17 protein-coding genes are annotated in these 19,968 nt (G+C 73.1%); 8 read left to right on the plus strand and 9 right to left on the minus strand.

Annotation, left to right across the window (positions count from 1 at the left end; genetic code table 11):
* Window positions 1-33: 33 nt before the first annotated feature.
* Together V3T34_RS24200 and adh are read right to left on the minus strand one after the other, a co-directional pair.
* Window positions 34-411 (minus strand): DUF779 domain-containing protein, encoded by a 378-nt coding sequence (locus tag V3T34_RS24200; protein ID WP_175539969.1) that lies wholly within the window; start codon window positions 409-411, stop codon window positions 34-36.
* A gap of 123 nt (window positions 412-534) precedes the next feature.
* On the minus strand, window positions 535-2,058 hold the full coding sequence (gene adh / locus V3T34_RS24205) for an aldehyde dehydrogenase (RefSeq protein ID WP_060848473.1): 1,524 nt from the start codon (window positions 2,056-2,058) through the stop codon (window positions 535-537).
* 270 nt (window positions 2,059-2,328) lie between these two features.
* Here adh and V3T34_RS24210 point away from each other — a divergent pair, with 270 nt between their 5' ends.
* The gene (locus V3T34_RS24210) at window positions 2,329-4,224 is read left to right on the plus strand and encodes a sigma-54-dependent Fis family transcriptional regulator (protein ID WP_305078153.1); all 1,896 of its coding nucleotides are present in this window, start codon (window positions 2,329-2,331) and stop codon (window positions 4,222-4,224) included.
* A 451-nt stretch (window positions 4,225-4,675) separates the two neighbouring features.
* On the opposite strand, the gene V3T34_RS24215 is transcribed toward V3T34_RS24210, so the two are convergent.
* The 3 genes from V3T34_RS24215 to V3T34_RS24225 all read right to left on the minus strand — a co-directional run bounded on the left by V3T34_RS24215 (window position 4,676) and on the right by V3T34_RS24225 (window position 9,352).
* Entirely contained in the window at window positions 4,676-7,705 is a 3,030-nt protein-coding gene (locus tag V3T34_RS24215; protein WP_407942762.1) for a response regulator, read from the minus strand.
* Window positions 7,706-7,844: 139 nt separating this feature from the next.
* Window positions 7,845-9,149, minus strand: coding sequence for an MFS transporter (locus tag V3T34_RS24220; protein ID WP_305078152.1), 1,305 nt, complete (start codon window positions 9,147-9,149; stop codon window positions 7,845-7,847).
* A gap of 8 nt (window positions 9,150-9,157) precedes the next feature.
* Window positions 9,158-9,352 carry an Rmf/CrpP family protein gene (locus V3T34_RS24225; protein WP_060848469.1) on the minus strand — a complete coding sequence of 65 codons (195 nt, stop codon included), beginning with the start codon at window positions 9,350-9,352 and terminating at the stop codon, window positions 9,158-9,160.
* A 303-nt stretch (window positions 9,353-9,655) separates the two neighbouring features.
* Between V3T34_RS24225 and V3T34_RS24230 the strand changes: the two genes are divergently transcribed.
* The 3 genes from V3T34_RS24230 (at window position 9,656) to V3T34_RS24240 (ending at window position 13,250) form a co-directional block, all read left to right on the plus strand.
* A complete protein-coding gene (locus V3T34_RS24230) occupies window positions 9,656-10,618 on the plus strand; it encodes a sulfurtransferase (protein WP_407942764.1) in 963 nt (320 codons plus the stop codon).
* Window positions 10,615-11,832, plus strand: a complete 1,218-nt coding sequence (locus tag V3T34_RS24235) for a YeeE/YedE thiosulfate transporter family protein (protein WP_305078150.1) — start codon at window positions 10,615-10,617, stop codon at window positions 11,830-11,832. The genes V3T34_RS24230 and V3T34_RS24235 overlap by 4 nt, the downstream gene beginning before the upstream one ends.
* Window positions 11,833-11,906: 74 nt before the next feature.
* Window positions 11,907-13,250: a PLP-dependent transferase gene (locus tag V3T34_RS24240; protein WP_305078149.1), complete on the plus strand. Its 1,344-nt coding sequence runs from the start codon at window positions 11,907-11,909 to the stop codon at window positions 13,248-13,250.
* Here V3T34_RS24240 and V3T34_RS24245 read toward each other — a convergent pair.
* The 3 genes from V3T34_RS24245 to V3T34_RS24255 form a co-directional block, all read right to left on the minus strand.
* A complete protein-coding gene (locus tag V3T34_RS24245; RefSeq protein WP_407942763.1) occupies window positions 13,247-13,621 on the minus strand; it encodes a hypothetical protein in 375 nt (124 codons plus the stop codon). The two genes, V3T34_RS24240 and V3T34_RS24245, sit on opposite strands and share 4 nt — an antisense overlap.
* Window positions 13,622-13,898: 277 nt before the next feature.
* Window positions 13,899-14,090, minus strand: coding sequence for a hypothetical protein (locus V3T34_RS24250; RefSeq protein WP_060848467.1), 192 nt, complete (start codon window positions 14,088-14,090; stop codon window positions 13,899-13,901).
* Window positions 14,091-14,178: 88 nt separating this feature from the next.
* Window positions 14,179-14,421: a hypothetical protein gene (locus tag V3T34_RS24255; RefSeq protein ID WP_060848466.1), complete on the minus strand. Its 243-nt coding sequence runs from the start codon at window positions 14,419-14,421 to the stop codon at window positions 14,179-14,181.
* 1,431 nt (window positions 14,422-15,852) lie between these two features.
* On the opposite strand from V3T34_RS24255, the gene V3T34_RS24260 reads away from it, so the two are divergent.
* Both V3T34_RS24260 and V3T34_RS24265 read left to right on the plus strand, forming a co-directional pair.
* Window positions 15,853-16,560 carry a spermidine synthase gene (locus V3T34_RS24260; RefSeq protein WP_407942765.1) on the plus strand — a complete coding sequence of 236 codons (708 nt, stop codon included), beginning with the start codon at window positions 15,853-15,855 and terminating at the stop codon, window positions 16,558-16,560.
* 118 nt (window positions 16,561-16,678) lie between these two features.
* On the plus strand, window positions 16,679-17,707 hold the full coding sequence (locus V3T34_RS24265) for a helix-turn-helix domain-containing protein (RefSeq protein ID WP_305078147.1): 1,029 nt from the start codon (window positions 16,679-16,681) through the stop codon (window positions 17,705-17,707).
* A 15-nt stretch (window positions 17,708-17,722) separates the two neighbouring features.
* Here V3T34_RS24265 and V3T34_RS24270 read toward each other — a convergent pair whose 3' ends face one another.
* The gene (locus V3T34_RS24270; protein ID WP_091887107.1) at window positions 17,723-18,070 is read right to left on the minus strand and encodes a hypothetical protein; all 348 of its coding nucleotides are present in this window, start codon (window positions 18,068-18,070) and stop codon (window positions 17,723-17,725) included.
* Window positions 18,071-18,324: 254 nt separating this feature from the next.
* Between V3T34_RS24270 and V3T34_RS24275 the strand changes: the two genes are divergently transcribed.
* Together V3T34_RS24275 and V3T34_RS24280 are read left to right on the plus strand one after the other, a co-directional pair.
* Window positions 18,325-19,500: a multidrug effflux MFS transporter gene (locus V3T34_RS24275; protein WP_305078146.1), complete on the plus strand. Its 1,176-nt coding sequence runs from the start codon at window positions 18,325-18,327 to the stop codon at window positions 19,498-19,500.
* Between the two features lie 122 nt (window positions 19,501-19,622).
* Window positions 19,623-19,968: transglutaminase-like cysteine peptidase (locus tag V3T34_RS24280; RefSeq protein WP_305078145.1), on the plus strand; the 346-nt coding region annotated here is incomplete at its 3' end.

Here is a 19,968-nt window from a genome sequence, read left to right on the forward strand (position 1 = left end):
GCCGGCCCCGCCACTTGCGCGGCGGCCCGGCCGTCAGCCGTTCAGGGCCGCGCTCTCGGCATCGTCGAACAGGCGCGAGCGCAGGAGGAAGCGCCGGCCGGTGCCGTTCTCGAGCGAGAACATGCCGCCGCGGCCCGGCACCACGTCGATGATGAGCTGGGTGTGCTTCCAGTAGGCGAACTGGGGGGCGCTGATGAAGAACTCGGCGCCGCCGATCTCGCCGAGATGCACGTCGCTGTCGCCGGTGAGGAAATCGCCGACGGCGTAGCACATCGGCGCCGAGCCGTCGCAGCAGCCGCCGGACTGGTGAAACAGGATCGGCCCGTGCTCCCGGCGCAGGGTCTCGATCAGGTCGAGGGCCGCCGGGGTGGCGACGACGCGGAGCGGCAGGTCGGTCACGGGGTCGGTCATGGAACGCATCCTCCTCGAGCAAGGCCGGCACGACCCCATCCCGCCTTCGTCCCGGGCGGATTGGTGGACCGGGGGCGGCGCCCGGCCGGGTGCCGCCCCCGCTCTATGGCCGAAGAGGGCCGATCAGAAGAAGCCGAGCTTCTTCGGCGAGTAGCTGACCAGCAGGTTCTTGGTCTGCTGGTAGTGGTCGAGCATCATCTTGTGGGTCTCGCGGCCGATGCCGGACTGCTTGTAGCCGCCGAAGGCCGCGTGGGCCGGGTAGGCGTGATAGCAGTTGGTCCAGACGCGGCCGGCCTGGATCGCGCGGCCGAAGCGGTAGGCGCGGGTGCCGTCGCGGGTCCAGACGCCGGCGCCGAGGCCGTAGAGGGTGTCGTTGGCGATGGCGAGCGCCTCCTCGTCGTCCTTGAAGGTCGTGACCGACAGGACGGGCCCGAAGATTTCCTCCTGGAAGATCCGCATCTTGTTGTGGCCGCGCAGGACCGTGGGCTCGACGTAGAAGCCGCCGGACATCTCGCCGTCGCGCATCGAGCGGCCGCCGCCGGTGAGCACCTCGGCGCCCTCCTGCCGGCCGATGTCGATGTAGGACAGGATCTTTTCCAGCTGCTCGCTCGAGGCCTGGGCGCCGATCATGGTCGAGGGATCGAGGGGCGAGCCCTGCTTGATCGCCTTCACCCGGGCGACCGCCTTCTCGATGAAGCGGTCGTAGATCGACTCGTGCACGAGCGCGCGGCTCGGGCAGGTGCAGACCTCGCCCTGGTTGAGGGCGAACATCGCGAAGCCCTCGAGCGCCTTGTCGAGGAAGTCGTCGTCCTGCGCCATCACGTCGGCGAAGAAGATGTTGGGCGACTTGCCGCCAAGCTCCAGGGTCACCGGGATCAGGTTCTGCGAGGCGTACTGCATGATCAGCCGCCCGGTCGTGGTCTCGCCGGTGAAGGCGATCTTGGCGATGCGGGGCGAGGAGGCGAGCGGCTTGCCGGCCTCGAGCCCGAAGCCGTTGACGATGTTGAGCACGCCCGGGGGCAGGAGGTCGCCGATCAGCTCGGCGAGCAGCAGCACCGAGGCCGGGGTCTGCTCGGCGGGCTTGAGCACCACGCAGTTGCCGGCGGCCAGCGCGGGCGCGAGCTTCCAGACCGCCATCAGGATCGGGAAGTTCCACGGGATGATCTGGCCGACGACGCCGAGCGGCTCGTGGAAGTGGTAGGCGACGGTGTCGTGGTCGATCTCGGAGAGCGAGCCCTCCTGCGCCCGGACGCAGCCGGCGAAGTAGCGGAAATGGTCGATGGCGAGCGGGATGTCGGCGTGGGTGGTCTCGCGGATCGGCTTGCCGTTGTCCCAGGTCTCGGCGAGCGCGATGAGGTCGAGGTTCTCCTGCATCCGGTCGGCGATCCGGGTGAGGATCAGGGCCCGCTCGGCCGGCGCGGCGCGGCCCCAAGCCTCCTTGGCGGCGTGGGCGGCGTCGAGCGCGCGCTCGATGTCCTGCGCGTCGGAGCGGGCGACCTCGCAGATCACGCCGCCGGTGATCGGCGAGGTGTTCTCGAAGTAGCGGCCCGCCACCGGGGCCACCCACTGGCCGCCGATGAAGTTATCGTAGCGGGCCGAGAACGGGGACTTCGTCTTGGCGTCGGCGAAGAATTCCGGCTTGTTCATCTGTTCCTCCCAGCCACCCCGGCGACGAGGTGCGGCGGACACTCTTGGGCAGGCCTCGTGCCAGCCGGCGGCGGGCGGCTCGAGCGGCACCGTCGCGCTCCGGCAAACCCTTGAAAAGACGAATTTTTCATCGCCGGCCGGCATAGCCTTCGACCAAAATCCACCCCCGCCTCACCCCCGCCGGCCTGGACCGGGCACGCGACACCTGCGACACCTGTCGCAACCAGCGACACCCCGCGCAGGACGGGGGGAACCGGGAGGAGGCCGGGCATGCAGAGCCGCGTGAGCACCCCCCGCACCCTGCTGGCCGCCCGCCGCCAGGCCTTCGGGCCCGGGGTGGCGGAGCCGCCGCCGCCGATCCTGCGCTCCTGGGAGCGCTGCGCCGCCCTCGGCCTCGATTTCGGGACCCGGCCCCGGATCGAGCCCCTCAGCTCCGTCGAGATGCGCGCCGCCTTCGACCGCAACGAGGCCCTGCGCCGGCGCTGCCGGCCGGAGATCGAGGCCCTGCACGCGGATGCGCGGGCGACCGGCGGGCTGGTGATCCTGACCGATGCCGGGGGTCTCATCCTCGACACGCTGGGCAACGACAGTTTCGCCGGTCGCGCCGCCCAGGTGGCGCTTCGCCCCGGCGTGCCGTGGAGCGAGAGCCTGACCGGCACCAACGCCATCGGCACCGCGCTGGTCGAGCGCCGCGCCGTCGAGGTGCGGGGGGCCGAGCATTACTTCGAGCCACACCGCATCCTGAGCTGCGCCGCGATGCCGATCCTCGGCCCGGACGGGGCGGTGCTCGGCATCCTCGACCTCACCGGCCCGGCGGGCATCCACCAGGGCCATGCGCTCGGCCTTGTCGGCCTCGCGGTCGACGCGATCGAGCACCGCGTGCTCGACGCGGTGCCGGCGGGGTGCGAGGTGCTGCGCCTCCACCGCGACCCGGCGCTGCTCGGCACCCCGCGCGAGGGGGTGCTGGTCTTCGAGGGCCGCCGGATCATCGGCGCCAACCGGCACGGGCTCGCTCTGCTCGGCCTCGGCTGGGACGCCATCGGCGCCGAGGCGGCCGACCGCCACGGCGCCGACCTCGCGCCCGGCCCGCTGGCGCTGCGCGACGCGCAGGGCGATCCGCTCTACGGCCGCCTCCAGGGCCCGCCCGCCCCGCCCCGGCGCCGGCCGGCGCCCGAATCGGCGCGCCCAGGCTTTCCGGCGCCGGGCCTTTCGGCACCCGGCCCCGAGGCGCCGATCCTCGACCCCGCCACGCAAAAGCTCCTCGCCCGCGCCGTGCGGCTGATCGAGGCCGGCATCCCGGTGGTGGTCGAGGGCGAGACCGGGACCGGCAAGGAGGTCTTCGCCCGCGCCGCCCACGCGGCCTGCGCGCGGTCGCAGAAGCCCTTCGTCGCTGTGAACTGCGCCGCGCTCCCCGAGACCCTGATCGAGGCCGAATTGTTCGGCTACGAGCCCGGCGCCTTCACGGGCGCGGCGCGCCACGGCGCCAAGGGCCTCCTGCGCCAGGCCGAGGGCGGCCTGCTCTTCCTCGACGAGATCGGCGACATGCCGTTGTCGCTCCAATCGCGCCTGCTGCGGGCGCTGCAGGAGCGCGAGGTGCTGCCCGTCGGCGGCACGCGACCGGTGCCGGTCGATTTCGCGCTGATCTGCGCCACCCACCGCGACCTGTCCCGCATGGTCGAGGAGGGTGCCTTCCGGGCCGACCTCTACTACCGCATCGCCCCCTACCGGGTGCGCCTCGCCCCGTTGCGCGACAGGCCCGACCGCCCCGCCCTGGTGCGCGAGCTCTGGGCCCGCACCGACGGCCCGGCCCGCGCCGTGAGCCTGTCGCCGTCCTGCGAGGCGGCGCTGGCCGAGGCGTCCTGGCCCGGCAACCTGCGCCAGCTCGCAGCCTGCCTGAAGGCGCTGGCGGCCTTGGCCGAGCCGGGCGAGGTGCTGGACCTCGACGCCCTGCCCGAGGGCGTGGCCGCCGGCGCCGTCGCGCCCGCGCCTCCCCCCATGCGCCGGCCGGAGCCCGAGGCCGGCCGTCTCGATGCCATCGCGCAGGACGCGATGCGGGCGGCGCTGGCAGCCCATGGCGGCAATGTCAGCCGGGCGGCGCGCAGCCTCGGGATCAGCCGCAGCACGCTCTATCGGCGGTGCCTGACGGAGCAGGCCGCCCGGGCCTGAGAGCCCCTGGCAGAACCCGTTTCAGCGCCCGCCAAGCGATTGAGACCGCATGGGATATGGCGGTTGAGACAGGCGCTCGAAGGCCGAATTCCTGATCGCCGAAACCATACGCGGTCTGGGGGGAAGGCGCCTTGTCTCTGCGTGGCGAAGCGAGCCGGCTCCGCCAGCTCCGGAAACCGCATCGTACCGGACAACGGGGCCCGAACCGGGCCGTCCGAGCCCCCCCGCTCGACCGTCGGCACCGCTGCGGGCAGGCCGGCTCCGGCTGTCGAGCGCACCGTCGCCGACGAACAGCCCGCAACAGGGGCCGGCCCAGGCAGAGGGCGGGACGGTCGCCGTCACGGCCGGTGCCCGGGACGGCAGGTGCGCGCCAGGACCGGGCGCCGCGAAACCGGCCGGTCGGTCGATCGGTCTCGCTGCGCAAGGCCGGCCGGCCGCTGCGCCCGCGCCGTCAGGGCGACACCGCCCGATCCGGCGCCTGCGTCTCGCCTCCCGTGGACGGTCCCATCAACCCGCGCAGGGTCGCGGCGAGGTCGGCCATGCCGAGGCCGGCCTTGGGCAGGATGCGGTCGGCCCGGCCGGCGAGGCGGCGACGGTCCTCGGCAGTGACGTCCTTGGCGGTCAGGACGACGACCGGGATGTCGCGCCACTCGGGCTTGTCGCGCAACGCCCGCAGGAAGCCGAAGCCGTCCATCTCCGGCATCATCAGGTCGAGGAGGACGAGGCCGGGCTTTCGCACCCCGACGGCCTCGAGACCGGCGAGCCCGTTCTCGGCGGTCGCCACCCGCCAGCCCTCGCGGGTCAGCATCGTGGTCATGCGCTCGCGCACGTCGGGATCGTCGTCGACCACGAGGACCGGACCCTCGTGGATCGCGGGGCGGAAGCGCTCCATCGCATCCTTGAGCGCCCCCCACTCCACCGGCTTGTGCAGGTAGTCGGTGGCACCGAGCGAGAAGGCGAGGTTCTGCTCGTCGAGCACGGTGACCATGATTACCGGTGTCGCGCCGAAGTCGGGGTCGGCCCGCAGGGCCCGCAGCACCGCCCAGCCGTCCATCCGAGGCATCGTCACGTCGAGGAGGACGACGCGGGGGCGCAAGGCCCGCGCCTGCTCCAGCCCGGCGCGGCCGTCCGGGGCGGTGGCGACCTGGAAACCGTCGCGCTTCAGGAAGCGGACGAGCAGGTCGCGGGACGCCGGGTCGTCGTCGACGACGAGGACGAGGTTCGAGCCGGCCTCGGGCCGGGGCGCGGCGGCGGGCTCCGGCGCGTCAGGTCCCGCCGGGGCGGCCTCGGCCTGGTCGCGCGCCTCGTAGAGCGCCGGCAGGTCCAGGGTGAAGGTGGTGCCCTCCCCGGGCCGGCTCGCCACCGCGATCTCGCCGCCGAGCATCCGGGCGAAGGCCCGGGTGATGGCGAGCCCGAGGCCGGTGCCGCCGAAGCGGCGGGTGGTCGAGGCGTCGGCCTGGGTGAAGCGCTGGAAGAGCCGCGCCTGCTGCTCCTCGGTCATGCCGATGCCGGTATCGGTCACGGTGAAGCGCAGGACGTCGCCGCCCGGCCGGTGCTCGCGCACGGCCGACAGCGTGATCCGGCCGTCCTCGGTGAATTTCGCGGCGTTGCTCAACAGGTTGATCAGGCACTGCCGGAGCTTGGTCGCGTCGGTATGCGCCTGTCCGAGCCCGTCGCCGAGCCGCAGGTCGAGGGTGTTGCCCTTCTTGAGCACCAGGGCGTCGACCGTGGTGGCGACGTCGCGCAGGGTCTCGGCCACGTCGAGGTCCTCGGCGTAGACCTCCATCCGCTCGGCCTCGATCTTCGAGAGGTCGAGCACGTCGTTGATGAGGCCGAGCAGGTGGCGGGCATTCGCCTCGATCTTGCGCATGTCGGCGAGCAGGCTCTCCTCGCCGAGATCCTCCATCTCCTCCTGCAGCATCTCGGCGTAGCCGATCACCGCCGAGAGCGGCGTGCGCAGCTCGTGGCTCATGTTGGCGAGGAACTGGCTCTTGGCGCGGTTGGCCTCCTCGGCCGCCTCCTTGGCGGCTTCGAGCGCCAGCTCGGCCTCCTTGCGGGCGGTGACGTCGGCATGCGCGCCGACCCATTCGCGCACCCGCCCGTCCTCCTCCAGGATCGGGACGGAACGGCCTTCCATGTAGCGCCACGCCCCGTCGTGCCGGCGCAGGCGGTGCTCGATGGCGTAGAGCGTGCGGCCCGTCACCGCCCTCTCCCAGGCCTCCCGCGTCGCCTCGCGGTCGTCGGGATGGACCGCCGCCAGGAAGCCCTGGCCGGCCGCCTCGGCGGGGGACTGGCCGGTGAAGCGGGTCCATTCCGAGGTGATCTCGCGGAACGCCCCGTCCGGCGTGGTAGTCCAGACGATGGCCGAGGTGGCCTCGGTGAGCGAGCGGAAACGCTCCTCGCTGTCGGCGCGGCGGCGCTCGGCGAGCTTGGCGAGCGTCACGTCGTCCATGACGATGCCGACGCCGTCGGCCCGCTCGGTCTCGGGGCCGCGGCCGCGGCGGCGCAGCGGGAAGAAGCTGACCTCGAAGTGGCGCACCCCGCCCGGCGCGCTCGGCGCCGGCACCCCGACCTCGATGTTGGCGGTGACGAGGCCGCTGTCGCGAGCCGCCGCGAGCTTGGGCGCCAGGGCGTCGCGCAGGGACGGCAGCAGCGCCCAGATCGGCGCGCCGACATCCGCACCGAAGCCACGCTCGCTCATGTTGCCGAGCGCCCGGTTCATGTGGCGCAGGTTCAGGTCGCGGTCGAGGAAGCCGAGACCGACGGGCGCGTTCTCCAGGACGCTCTCAAGGAGGTCGGCCATGCGCTGGCTCTCGCGGCGTCGCACCAGGGCGAGGCGGGCGAGGAGGCCCGCCGCCGCGAGGGCCGACAGGAGGGTGACGAGGGCGAGGATCGGCGTGCGCAGGGCATTCGCCTCGGCCAGCCGGCGCATCCCGGCCGCGGCGTCGTCCTGGACCTCCCGGGTGAGCGCGCGCACCGCGTCCATGGCGCGCTTGCCCTCCCCGGTCTGGATCAGCGCCAGGGCGGCGTCGCGTCCGTCGGCCCCCTCGCCGCCGGCCCGGCGCGCGGCGACGACGCGGCCGGCATAGTCCGTCTCGGCGTCGATCACGGCGCGGCGGCGCGCGCGCAGGGCCCGGTCGGGCGTGTCCGCGTCGAGCCGGTCGAGCTCGCCGCCGATCCGGCCGAGGGCCGCGGTATAGGGGTCGAGGTAGTCCTCGCGGCCGGTGAGCACGAAGCCGCGCTGGCCGGTCTCGAGGTCCTTCATGCTGGAGAGCACGCGCTCGCTCTGCGCCAGGACCCGGCCGACCCGCTCGGTCTCCTCGCGGTTGCGGGCGGCCTCGACGTAGTTCCAGCCCCCGGTCGCCACCGCGATGGCGAAGAGCAGGAAGGCGAGCGGCGATCCCGGGACGCGCCGGCCCGGGGCGAGGAAGCGCCACCTCTGCGTCGTCTTCGCTTGCATCGTCTCGGTCTCGAGGCTCATGACGGGGAGGGTTTCCGTTCGAGGGCGCGGCCGGGGCGGAAGCCGGGTCCTGCGGCTTGTGGCACGGTTTGCCGTGCGGGCCCTCCCGAAAAGCGCCCCGCCCCGAAACCACCCCGCCCCGAAGGGCGGGGCGGGACGATCATGCGGTGTCGTCGAGGTCGCGCCCGCGGGTCTCGGGCAGCAACCAGGCCGCCACCGTGCCGATGAGGCTGAAGGCGGCGAGGTAGTAGGCGGGCGCCATCCGGTCCCCCGTCGCGGCGATCAGCCAGTTGATCACGTAGTTAGTGCTGCCGCCGAACACCGAAACGGCGAGCGCGTACACGATGGCGAGGCCGGAGCTGCGCACCGAGCGCGGCAGCGATTCCGGGATGCCGACGATGATCGCCGCCGCGTTGATCGAGGACAGGGCCGAGAGCAGGAAGGTCACCGCGTAGACCGCAAACGGCCCCGGCGCCCGCAGGAGCCAGGCGAAGGCCGGCACCGCGAGCAGCAGGATCAGCATCCGGGGCCAGATCATCACCGGGCGCCGTCCGACCCGGTCGGCGAGGTACCCGCCGAGGAGCGGAAACGCCACCGAGGCGAGGCCGAGCGCGATCGGCACCGCGGTCGCGGCGGTCTCCGAGAGGCCGAGCGTCGCCCCGGCATAGACCGGCATGTTGGTGCCGACGGCATTCGAGACCGTCGAGGCGGCGACGACCAGGAAGGTCAGGGCGAGCAGGCGGCCGTGGTCGCGCAGGAGCCGGCGGATCACCGCGCCCGTCGAGGCGGCGGCCCGCGGATCGGCCTCGGCGCCGCCGGTCTCCGGCAGGTGGCTGCGGATGATCAGGCCGACCGGCACGACGGCGAGGCCGACGAGGAACATCACCCGCCAGCCCCACTGCGCCATGGCGGCGTCGCCGACCGTCAGCGCCAGCCCGGTGGCGAGCAGCCCGGCGAAGAGGGCCGCGCAGCCCTGGCTGGCGATCTGCCAGCTCGTGACGAAGCCGCGGTGCCGGGGCGGCGCGGCCTCGAGCAGGTAGGCGGTGGAGGGACCGACCTCGCCGCCGAGCGCCAGCCCCTGGATCAGCCGGCCGGCGATGACGATGGCCTGCGCCCAGCCGCCGATCTGCGCGTAGCCGGGGCAGGCCGCGAGCATCAGCATGCCGAGCGCCATCAGGGCGATGGTGACCAGCATCGCGGGCTTGCGCCCGGCCCGGTCGGCGAGCGCCCCGATCAGCGCCCCGCCGATCGGCCGCATGACGTAGCCGACGCCGAACAGCGCGAGCGAGGCGAGCAGGCTGTGGCCCGCGTCGGAGGCCGGGAAGAACGCCTCGCCGATCGCCTTGGCGAAGAAGGCGTAGACGGTGAAGTCGTAGAATTCGAGGGCGTTGCCGAGCACGACGGCGCCGACCGCCTTGCGGTCGAGGCGCGGGGCCGGCGGATGGGCGGGAGCGATCGCGTCCATGCCGGGGCTCAGCGGCCGGGCTCGCGCTTGATCCCGCCCGTCACCGGCGCGGCGCCCGCCGCCACGGCGGCGTCGTAGCCGGACAACCACAGGGTGCGGGCCTGCGTCCCCTCGGCGTACGGGCAGGCCTCGCGGGCGAGCCCCTTGCCGGGGGCGGCCTCGCCGAGGGCGCGGGCGTCGAGGTCGTCGGGCGGGGTCTGCATCGGGGGTCTCCGGTCGTGTCCGTGCAGGCGATCTAGGGCGCCCGGACGAAAGCCGAACCGCCGCGAGCGGTCCCACGCACGACCGGGCCCGGATAATCCTCGTCGCCGGCTGCCGCGAAGGCGCGTCGGTCTTCTCTCGAATCGCCTCAATTAAGAATATCTCTTCAGTTGATCGGCGAGATTATTTCTGCAAAATCTCGACAAGGTCGAGCTATCGAAGCATTCGGCACATCTTCACAAGACGAGAGGGAGCGCACCGGCACGACCGGGCGCCCCCGGGGGACGACCATGCGCAAGACGATCATGTTTCGCTCGAGCCTCGCCGGTGCCGCGCTCGCGGCCCTGCTGCTGCCCGCCGGCCCCACCCAGGCGGCAGCCGGCACGACGGCGGCGTCACCGGTCCGGGACTCCGAGGCGAGCCCGCTGGTCTCGACCGAGTGGCTGGAGAAGAACCTCGATTCGGGTAAGCTGCGCATCGTCGAGGTCAGCGTCGATCCGGGCGTCTACGAGCGCGGCCACATCCCGGGCGCCCACAACGTCGCCTGGCACACCGACCTCGTCGAGACGGTGAGCCGCGACATCGCCGGGCCGGAGAAATTCGCCGCGCTCGCCCGCCGCCTCGGCATCGACCGCGACACCACCCTGGTGCTCTACGGCGACAACAACAACTGGTTCGCCGCCTGGGGTGCCTGGGTGTTCGCGCAGTACGGCCTCGTCGACACCGTCAAGCTGCTCGACGGCGGGCGCAAGAAGTGGGAGGCCGAGAAGCGCCCGCTCGACACCCGCACGCCGGAGGTCGCGGCCTCCACATTCGCCGTCACCCCGGCCTCGACGGCTTTGCGAGCACGGTTCGGCGACGTGCTGGCGGTGGCGCGCAAGGAGCGCGACGAAAAGATCCTCGACATCCGCTCGCCCGACGAGTTCTCCGGCAAGATCATCGCGCCGGCCGGGGTGCCGGAACTGGCGGTGCGGGCCGGCCATATCCCGGGCTCGGTCAACGTGCCCTGGGCCAAGGCCGTGAACCCGGACGGGACCCTGAAGCCCGTCGAGGAGCTGCGCAAGCTCTACGCCGAGGCCGGGATCGACGGCTCGAAGCCGGTCATCACCTCCTGCCGCATCGGGGAGCGCTCGAGCCATTCCTGGTTCGTGCTGAGCCGGGTGCTCGGCTATCCGGCCCGCAACTACGACGGCTCGTGGACCGAGTACGGCAACGCCGTCGGCGTGCCGGTCGTCAACCTCGCCGGCACGGTCTGGGGCGGCAAGTGACGTCTCGGCAAACGACGGCGGGCACGGCGGTCGCCGCGGCGGTCCCGGCCGTCACAGGGTTCCACGTCGGCGTCTCCTTGATCCTCGCCGGCCTGCTGGCGGGGAGCGCCTGGCACCTCTCGGGTGAGGCGGGCGGCGGGCGGCTGGCCCTGTCGCTGGTCTTCGGGGCACTGTTCGGCTTCGTGCTCCAGCGCTCGCGCTTCTGCTTCCTCTGCGTCTGGCGGGATCTCCTCGACCGGGGCGACCCGCGCGGGGTGCTGGGCATCCTCGCCGCGCTGGCCTTGGGCATGGCGGGCTACGCCGTGGTGTTCGGGGCCTGGCTGCCGGACCCGTCGGGGACGCGGCTGCCGCCCGGCGCGCATATCGGGCCGGTCGGGCCGGTGCTGGCGCTCGCCGGCCTCGCCTTCGGGGCCGGCATGGCGGTGTCGGGCTCGTGCCTGAGCGCGCATCTCTACCGCCTCGGCGAGGGCTCGGCGACGGCGCCGTTCGCGCTCCTGGGCTCCGCCCTCGGCTTCGTCCTCGGCTTCCTGACCTGGAACCCGCTCTACCTCGCGGGCATCGCCGAGGCGCCGGTGACCTGGCTGCCGCGCCACCTCGGCTATGCCGGCAGCCTCATCGCCGGGCTCGCGGTGCTGGGGGGCGCCGCCCTGTGGCTGCTGCGGCGGCCGCTCCCCGCCGCCCCACCGCCGGCCGTCGCCGATCCGTGGCGGGCGGTGTTCGTGGCGCGCTGGCCGACCTGGCTCGGGGGGCTCGCCGTCGGGGCGATCGGGACGCTGTCCTACCTGCGGCTCGGCCCCCTCGGGGTCACGGCGGAGATCGGCGGGCGCAGCCGGCAGGGAGCTGCCGCCCTCGGGCTGCTGCCGGAGCGGCTGGAGGGACTCGACGCCTTCCGCGGCTGCGCCACGGCGCTCGGCGACGCGCTCCTCACCCCGAACGGACTGTTCGTCGGCGGGCTCGTGGTCGCCTCCTTCGCGGCGGCGCTCGCCGCCGGCCAGTTCCGGCCGGCCCGGCCCGGGCGGGGCCACGTCCTGCGCGGCCTCCTGGGCGGGGTGCTGCTCGGCTGGGGAGCGATGACCGGGCTCGGCTGCAGCATCGGCACGCTCGTCTCCGGCATCATGGCGGGCGCCCTGTCGGGCTGGGTGTTCGGGATCGCGATGCTCGCCGGCATCACCGGAACGCTCGGCCTCGGCCGCCGGCTCGGCTGGCTCGCCTGACCGGCCCGGCGTGGCGGGCGGCGCGGGACGGCCCTATACGGCGAAACGATCCCCGCCCGAGACGGAGCCGCCCCGTGCCGCCCTCACCGCCTGTCTCCGAGACCTCCACCTCCGAGACCTCCACCTCCGAGAGTTCGACCCCCGAGACGCCTCTCCCCGAGGCCGGCGGCAAGCCCGGGCGCCGCGCCGGCTTCCTGGCCGGGTGCCGGCCCGCCACCCGCCGCATCCACGCGCCGATCCTCGACCTCGCCGCCTCGCGCGGCCACCTCAACCCGCGCGGCCTCGGCCGGGCTCGGGCCTTCTCGGATCTCGGCTCGCTCGGGCAGAGCAGCGTCGGGTTCGAGACGCTGGCCGACTACGCGGCCGCCGACGAGGCCGGCCGGGCGCCCTATGGCGGCGCCGAATACGGCATCGTCCAGTCGCCGGAGGCCGACGCGGTCGGCCGGAAGTTCGCGGCCCTGCATGGCGGGGCCGGCGCGGTCGTCTGCGCCTCGGGGCTCGCCGCCATCGCGACGGTGCTCGACGCCTTCGCGCCCAAGCTCGTCCTGATCCCGGACGGGATCTACTTCCCGGCCTGGCGCTACATGAGCGAGACCGGCCGGGCGGAGCTCCTGACCTACCCGGCGGGCGCCTCGGGCGCCGAGGTCGGCGCCCTGATCCGCGAGGCCGGCCGGCGCGCCGCGCCCGCCGACACGATGCTCTACCTCGAGGCGCCGGGCAGCGGCACGTTCGAGATTCCCGACATCGCCGGGATCGTCGAAGCTGCGGCACGGGCGGGCCTGCGCACCGTGATGGACAACACCTGGGCGAGCCACGTCCGCTTCCGGCCCCTCGACCACGGCATCGCGATCGCGATCCAGGCCACGACCAAGCACGAGGGCGGCTACGGCGACACGCCGAGCGGCATCGCGGTGGCCCGTCACGAACCCGACCTCGCGCGCCTGCGCCGGCAGTTGCGGATCAGCGGCCACGGGGCGGTCTCGCCCCAGACCTGCATCCGCCTGTTTCACCGGGTCGACGGCACGCAGGCCCGGCTCGACCGGCACGCGGCGAGCGCCGCGACGCTGATGCAATGGTTCGAGGGCCAGGCCTTCACCGCCGACATCCTGAGCCCGGCGCGGCCGGCGAGCCCGTGGCACGCCCGCTTCACGCAGTATTTCGGCGCCGGCAACGGGCTGTTCACCGTGGTGTTCGACGAGGCGCTGCCCGCCGAGCGGGTCCACGCCTTCGTCGACGCGCTGCTGCTGTTTCGCGTGGCCGAGAGCTGGGGCGGCCACGTCTCGCTGGTGCTGCCGGTCCATCTGCGCCGCGACCCGGCGCTGCTGCCGAAGGGCGCGATGTTCCGCTTCCATGCCGGCCTCGAGGAGGCCGACGACCTCGTCGCCGACCTCGCCCAGGCGGCGCGCGCGGCGCTCTAGCCCGGGTAGCCGTAGCGGGCGCGGGCGGCGGCGAGGAGGTGCAGCGCCTCGCCGTCGCGGCCGGCGGCGCAGGCCGCGGCGGCGTTGGCGAGGTCGGCCGAGAAGCGCTTGCCGACCGGGGCGTTGAGGTTGCCGGTGGCGACGTCGCTGTCGACGATGGTCTGGGTCCGGGCGATGGCCGGACCGCAGCCGGAGCCGGCGGGCAGGCCGGCGGCCGGCAGGGCCGCGACCGGGGCGACCGCGGCCACCGGCGGGGCGGCCGTCTTCGACTGGCAGGCGGCGAGGGCGAGAAGGGCCGCGAGGGCGAACCCGGGCTTCAGCTGCGACACGGGTGAGGCTCCACCTTGAGGGCGCTGGGAGATTGCGCTCATGCGGCCGAGCTTGTGGCAAGCGCGGCCGGGGTGGTCAATCGCAGGGGTGTATCCGCGGCGGGACGCGGCGGTTGCGGGAGGCCGGCGCGCATCGCCCGCACCCGTCGGGCAAGGCCGCGCGCGGGCGCCCCCGCACCGCTGTACCGGTGAGAGGGCCAGCCGCTTCCTCGACGCTTCCGAGAACGAAGCAGCGCAACGGCACCAGTCCGGGCTTGCGGTCGGGAGTTGCGAAAAGCGAACGCCGCCGCTGGCCGCGCCCGCCGATGCCGGGCGGCCGTCAGTCGTAATCCAGCCCGACGGAGTGCTCGAACGCCGTGCCGCTGATTTTTTTCCCTTTGGGATCCGAAACCGAGATATCGCGAAAACCGCGTCCCATCAGCTCCCGGACCTTGTCGAGCGCCTGCAGGTCGGTGCCGCAGGCGAAGGTCAGCGCACGGCCGGTCGGGTCGGTTCCTGTCACCTTGTACACGCTCGGTTCCCTGTTCGACGGCGAGCCTGGGGCAGCCCGGATGTGCCCGCTCGTCCGTCGCGTGTCGCCTGCCCGGCGAGGCCGACCCTCAGGCTCCCGGCGTCCAGTCGATCGTGGGCTTCTGCGACAGGATGCGCTCGAAGTAATCGGCCACCGCCTGCGCGCCGTTCGCATGCATCATGGCGACCGGGTGGGCAAGGTAGGCGCGGGCGAGGTCGAGGGGGATCTCGCCGGCCTGCAGCGCGCCCAGCACCGCGTCGATGAACGCGTCGTTGGCCTCGTTGAAGTCCGACGAGAGCTTCTTGCGATCGTTGAGCGCCTTGATCGGCATCGTTCGGGTCCGTGATCTCGAGGGGGTGAGAGGCAGCGCGGCCGGCTCCGTCACGTCGGCGGTTGCGGCGGGAAGAGGCTCGACGAGTCGTACCATGCCGTTCGAGGAACGGCCTCGCCCCCGGTCGGCACATCCGTGACACCGTCCCGCCGGACGGCGATGCCGAAGCCGCTAGATTCCCGAGAAGAACGGCGCGCCTCAACGGAGGGACGTGGAACGGGCATCCGCCACCAGTCTCGCACCTCCGAGGGGAACGACCAAGCCCGCTTTCCGCCCGACGTCGCGTTTCATACGGCTTCCGCTTGATCGTTCGGCGATCGCTTCGCGATGCGGAAACCGGCTTCGCACGAGCGTGGGGCGGCCGCGGCTCCGCCACTCGGGCCGGTGACACGGCTTCGAGCCTCGGCAGCCGGCGTATCCCCGCACACCCGCATCCGCAAGGGTCTGGTTGCGGGCAAGGCGGAGCTCCCCGCGAGGAACGCTCCTCAGACCGAACGTCGATCGGGAAGCCCTTGCACGGATGACCGGCCTGCCGTCAGGCAGGCATCGCCCGCAACCTGGACCGCCCCGCAAGCGACGCCCGCTTGGGCCGCACACGGGCGAGCAGGTCGCGGGCGGCGGCGTGGGCCTTCGGCAGCGGCACCACCTCGATACGCCCGGGGGTGGTTCGTCGGCCCGAGCCGGCGCTGTCGCTGTCACGGTCGGGCCATTGGCGCGAATTATCGTCGACCTTCAGAGCCGTTTCGGCCGATCGACATACTCTATCTCACCGGCAACCTCATCCTGAGGTGTTGGCGATCGGAGATCGCACCCGAACAAAGATCGGATAATCTCGAAGAGGATCCAGAAATCTCAAAGATCACTGGATCCCTCCTTCGAGGATCAGCGATTTTCGATCGCCCGCACTTCCGGATGAGGTGGAGGGCAGGATAGAAAATCTCCTCGCGATTGCGTCGCCGCAAGGCAAACAGGCTTTCACTCCTCAGCACAGCGTCCGGTGCCTCGAAGCCCGGGACCGGCTGCCCGATGCGCGTCGAGACGCGATCCCGGTAATCATTTGGCAAGCATCAGCCCATAACCTCCCGAATTCATTCAACCGAAAAATTGTCTGGATTGCATCACAAGCCCTGGGGCATTCGAAATATCTTGAGATGTCGCGATGCCCGATAAGATACATCGAATCCCATGCTACGAGAACCCACGATGAAGAGGCCGAGGGTTCAGGTTTCTCTCGTGAAGCGACGTCACTTCCACACAATCGAGATCGCGCCGACCGGCCGGGTCGAGGATCGGTCGGCGGTTTTCGCACGTCCGGGCTCCGCTTTTTCCGTTGGCGCGACCGACGGCGACGATCCGCGCGAGGCAACCGCGCCTCGCCCTTGCGGCGGAGAGCATTGAGCGATGAGGCGTTCCCGCGTGCCTGGCGCAGGCCTGGCGTCCTGGACCGAGATCGACACCGGCCCGATCCCCGGAGGCGGCGCCCTGCGGCTGGTGCGGCGCGACGAGGAGTTCCTGATCGCCGTCGACGGGATGGAGCTGATGGGCAGCCATCGCAGCGGCTCGGAGCGGGAGCTCGCGGACCTCGCCTGCGGCGCCTTGCGCGACCATCCGGCGCCGCGGGTCCTCATCGGCGGGCTCGGCATGGGCTTCACCCTGCGGGCGGCGCTCGCGGTGCTCGGGCCGCAGGCCCGGGTGGTGGTGGCGGAGCTGGTGCCGGCGGTGGTGGCCTGGGCCCGCGGGCCGCTGGCGCACGTCTTCGCCGGCTGCCTCGGCGACCCGCGGGTCGAGATCCGGGAGGCCGACGTCAACCGGGTGATCCAGTCCGGGCCCGAGACCTGGGACGCCATCCTGCTCGATGTCGACAACGGCCCGCACAGCCTGGTCAGCCGGGCGAACGACCGGCTCTACGATTCCTGGGGGCTGAAGCGGGCGCGCTGGAGCCTGCGGCCCGGAGGGCTGCTCGGCGTGTGGTCCGGCTGCCCGGACCGCCAGTTCAAGGCGCGGCTGCAGCGCACCGGCTTTGCCGTGACGGAACACCGCATCCGCTCCGAGCGGCCGGGCCGGACGCCGCACGTGGTCTGGATCGCCGAGAAGCCCGCGGGGGAAACCATCGGGAGACCGGCCGCCCCGACCGGGTGACGATCGCCGATTGACGGCGACCCGGCGCTCCCGCAACCCTCGGTGACGGGGCGCCGCGCGGGTGCGTCGCCTCCCGTCACGGCGACCCGCCGCGCCGGAGCGGATGGGTGCCGGCGCGATGGCGGAGCAGGAGACCACGGATTTCGCGCTCGGGCGGCTCGCGGCCGAGCAGCAATTCGCGCTCTGGCACGACCTCGTGCGGCCGCTGTTCCGGGTCAGCCTCGAGGATGCGGAGGCCGCGGGGTCGTTCCGGGCCGACGTGCAGGCCGCCCCGATCGCCGACGCCCTGCTGACGACCTGCACCGCCCGGGCGCAGACCTTCGAGCGCGATCACGGCGACGTCCGCAGCTCCGGCTGGGACCACGTCGTGATCCAGCACTACGTCGCGGGCGGCTTCGAGGGCGCGTGCGGCGACCGGACGGTCGCGGTGACGGCCGGTGACGTCAACGTCCTCGACCTCAACCGCACCCTGCGCACCCGGGCGACCGACTTCTCGAACCTGACCCTGATCCTGCCGCGCGACCGGCTGGCGATTGCCGGCACGCACGACCTGCACGGCCGGGCCCTCAGGGGCGGCGACGCGATCGCGGCGGTGATCGGCAGCCACCTGCGCAGCCTTTCGGCCCATGCCGGCGCGCTCACGCCGCGGGAGGCCGGCAGCGCCCTCGACGCGCTCTGCCTGCTGCTCGCCGGCAGCGACCTGCGGGAGGCCGACCCGCTGGTGCGAGCGGCGGCCTCCGCCAGCGCCCACGAGCGGATCTGCGCCCATATCGACCGCCACCTCGACGACCCGGACCTGACCCCCGCCGGCATCGCGGCGGCCTGCCGGGTGTCGCGGGCAACGCTCTACCGGCTGTTCGGCTTCGAGGGCGGCGTGATGGCCTACATCGCCGGGCGCCGGCTCGACCGCGCCTTCACGGCCCTGTGCCGGCCCGAGGCCGAGCGCACCAGCATCGCCGAGGTCGCCTATCGCAGCGGGTTCACCAGCGAGGCGCATTTCAGCCGCTCGTTCCGGAGCCGCTTCGCGATGGCGCCCCGGGAGGCCCGCCGCCGCGCCCGCGAGGGGCTGGCCCCGGCCCGGGTGGTCGCAGGCCTCGGGCCGAACGACTGGATCGGCACGATGCGGCGCCTGCGTGAGACGTTCTGAACGTCGTTCAACGGCTTACGGCAGTGCGCCGATCTTCTCCTTGGCGCGGGTCATGGTGTCGTTGCAGGCATCTGCCTGGCCGGCGCGGTCCTGCTCGCGGGCCTTGGCGATCAGGGTCCGGGCTTCGGCGATGTGGCCGGCCTCGGGTTTCGTCGCCGGGTCGCTCGGCTGGCCGGGCGGCGGGGCCGGCAGGGCCTTCGGCGAGCCGGTCGTCGTCGGCACCTCACCGGTCACCCGGGCGGCGCCGGGGCTCTCGAGCCGGCGCTCGATCGTGGCGATCTGCTCGGCGCACGGCGTCGCGGACGCGGCGGTGGCGAGAAGCGGCACCAGGGCGGCCGCCCCGATCAGGATTGCGCGATTCATCGGTGACGCTCCTCGTGCGGGTCCACCCCCTCGGGCGGCGCCGAGTTGCAACGGCGGACGGGCGCCGCGGTTCGGGCGCGCTCCCGCGGCGGCGATGTCGCAGGCCCGCCGCCGGCGGCGCGATCCGCGCCCGGCGCCGGATCTGGCGCTCGCCGGCACCCTGCCATTCCGGTCCGGCATGCCTCTCCGGGCCGCCCCCGTCCTACAGGTGAGCCTTCCCGTCCTTCGAGAGCTTTGAGCGGACTGAGAGCAGGATGACGCATTCCCCGAGGCCGTCCGCCCAGGCATCGCTGCCGCTCCTCGTCGCCGTGACGATGACCGGGACGGTCGCCCTGCACATCTTCGTGCCGGCGCTGGCCGCCGCCGCGGCCGATCTCGGCACCACGCCGGTCGCCGCGCAGCTCACCATCACCCTCTACCTCGTCGGGCTCGCCTGCGGTCAGCTCGTCTACGGCCCGGTCTCGGACCGGTTCGGCCGCCGCCCGGTGCTGATCGCCGGGCTGTCGCTCTACCTCGCGGGGCTGCTCCTCGCGATTCCCGCCACCTCGATCGAGGTGCTGATCGTCGCCCGGGTGCTCCAGTCGCTCGGGGCTTGCGGCTCGCTGGTGCTCGGCCGGGCGATGGTGCGCGACGTCTCGACCCCCACCGACGCCGCCCGCAAGATCGCGATCCTCACCATGGCGATGACGCTGACGCCGGCGCTCGCCCCGGCGATCGGCGGTCTCGTGGCCGGTGCCTTCGGCTGGCGGGCGGTGTTCGTGGTGCTCGCCGCGGTGGTGGCCGGCCTCGCCGCCCTGGTGGTGCGGACGCTGCCGGAGACGAACCGGCACCCGGTGGCTCTGCCCGGCATCGGCGCCGTGGCGGGGGGCTACCTGCGGCTCCTGCGCAACCCCGCCTACCGGGCCTACATGCTGGCCGGAGCCTGCGCCGGCACCAGCCTCTACGCCTTCCTGGCGGTGGCGCCGTTCCTCCTCGTCGACCGGCTCGGCCGCTCGTCGCAGGAGGTCGGGCTCGACTGCCTGATCGTGGTGGCCGGGATGGTGGTGGGCTCGGGCATCGCCGGGCGCCTCGCCGGCCGGATGCCGATCCGCCGCGCGGCCCGGATCGGCAACGGCATCTGCCTGGCCGCCGCCCTGGCGCTGCTCGCGATCGACCGGAGCGGCGCGCTCACGGTGACGACCCTGCTGGCGCCGCTGGTGCTCTATGCCGTCGGCATCGGCCTCCTCGGGCCGAACGCGGTGGCGGGGCTGATGAACGTCGACCCCCATTCCGCCGGCTCGGCCTCGAGCCTCTACGGCTTCATGCAGATGGCGCTCGGCGCCCTGTTCACCCTCGCGGTCGCCACCTGGCACGACGGCTCGGCGATGCCGGTGGCGGTGACGCTTCTCGCCGCCTCGACGATCGCCGCCCTGGCGCTGCGGCGGGTGTAGCGCCGGGGCCGGGCGGGCCTGTGAACAGACGTTAACCTTTCCTTAACTCGACCGTTGCCCTGACGGACCCGGCGTGCGACCAACTCGTTAACGAGAGCTTAACGGGTGCGGGTGCGGGTCGGATGCGTATCGCGGGTCGCAAGAACGAAATCGGACGGGCCGCCCTGGCGGCCGTCGCCCTCCTGGCCTCGGTGACCGGGGCCGGCAGCCAGACCCTGGCGGCTCTGCCCGCCGTCACCATCCCGGCGGCCCCCGTCGGCGAGGCGCGGCCGGTCCCGGCCTGGACCGAGTTCTGCGCCCGCTACGCCTCGGAATGCGCGGTGAACCCGAACGAGCCGGCGCAGGTCACGCTGACCCCGCGGCTGTGGCAGACGGTCACGACGATCAACCGCCAGGTCAACACCAGCTTGCGCGCCGTCACCGACCAGGAGCACTGGGGCGTGCCGGACCGCTGGGACCTCGCCGAGG

The organism is Methylobacterium ajmalii, assembly GCF_036448855.1.
Classification (GTDB): Bacteria; Pseudomonadota; Alphaproteobacteria; order Rhizobiales; family Beijerinckiaceae; genus Methylobacterium; species Methylobacterium ajmalii.

What these genes read in the sequence shown, in the direction of transcription:
- V3T34_RS24200 (WP_175539969.1), bottom strand. Translation starts at nt 411, where the DNA reads ATGACCGACCCCGTGACCGACCTGCCGCTCCGCGTCGTCGCCACCCCG.
- adh (WP_060848473.1), bottom strand. Translation starts at nt 2,058, where the DNA reads ATGAACAAGCCGGAATTCTTCGCCGACGCCAAGACGAAGTCCCCGTTC.
- V3T34_RS24210 (WP_305078153.1), top strand. Translation starts at nt 2,329, where the DNA reads ATGCAGAGCCGCGTGAGCACCCCCCGCACCCTGCTGGCCGCCCGCCGC.
- V3T34_RS24215 (WP_407942762.1), bottom strand. Translation starts at nt 7,705, where the DNA reads ATGAGCCTCGAGACCGAGACGATGCAAGCGAAGACGACGCAGAGGTGG.
- V3T34_RS24220 (WP_305078152.1), bottom strand. Translation starts at nt 9,149, where the DNA reads ATGGACGCGATCGCTCCCGCCCATCCGCCGGCCCCGCGCCTCGACCGC.
- V3T34_RS24225 (WP_060848469.1), bottom strand. Translation starts at nt 9,352, where the DNA reads ATGCAGACCCCGCCCGACGACCTCGACGCCCGCGCCCTCGGCGAGGCC.
- V3T34_RS24230 (WP_407942764.1), top strand. Translation starts at nt 9,656, where the DNA reads ATGTTTCGCTCGAGCCTCGCCGGTGCCGCGCTCGCGGCCCTGCTGCTG.
- V3T34_RS24245 (WP_407942763.1), bottom strand. Translation starts at nt 13,621, where the DNA reads ATGAGCGCAATCTCCCAGCGCCCTCAAGGTGGAGCCTCACCCGTGTCG.
- V3T34_RS24255 (WP_060848466.1), bottom strand. Translation starts at nt 14,421, where the DNA reads ATGCCGATCAAGGCGCTCAACGATCGCAAGAAGCTCTCGTCGGACTTC.
- V3T34_RS24265 (WP_305078147.1), top strand. Translation starts at nt 16,679, where the DNA reads ATGGCGGAGCAGGAGACCACGGATTTCGCGCTCGGGCGGCTCGCGGCC.
- V3T34_RS24270 (WP_091887107.1), bottom strand. Translation starts at nt 18,070, where the DNA reads ATGAATCGCGCAATCCTGATCGGGGCGGCCGCCCTGGTGCCGCTTCTC.
- V3T34_RS24275 (WP_305078146.1), top strand. Translation starts at nt 18,325, where the DNA reads ATGACGCATTCCCCGAGGCCGTCCGCCCAGGCATCGCTGCCGCTCCTC.